This is a genomic window from Pseudomonas sp. UBA6276 (assembly GCF_002438365.1).
Lineage (GTDB): Bacteria > Pseudomonadota > Gammaproteobacteria > Pseudomonadales > Pseudomonadaceae > Aquipseudomonas > Aquipseudomonas coleopterorum.
The window spans coordinates 10734-10956 of the sequence record NZ_DJUS01000048.1 but is presented as its reverse complement, the minus strand read 5'-3'; the positions used below and the strand labels follow the sequence as shown (position 1 = coordinate 10956).

General features: G+C 62.8%; 1 pseudogene. It reads left to right on the top strand.

Going from position 1 to position 223, the window contains the following annotated elements:
* Positions 1-223 (top strand): annotated as a pseudogene (locus B2V21_RS05655) (ATP-dependent helicase); the annotation flags it as partial.

Sequence of the window (223 nt, the reverse complement as noted above, 5' to 3'; positions counted from 1 at the left end):
CAGACCCTGCTGTTCTCGGCGACCACCGGCGGCGCCGGTCTGCGCGAGATGATCGGCAAGGTGCTCAAGGACCCCGAGCACCTGCTGATCAACAACGTCAGCCAGCTGGCCGAGGGCACTCGCCAGCAGATCGTCACGGCCGACCACAACGTCCACAAGGAGCAGATCCTCAACTGGCTGCTGGCCAACGAGACGTACCAGAAGGCGATCATCTTCACCAACA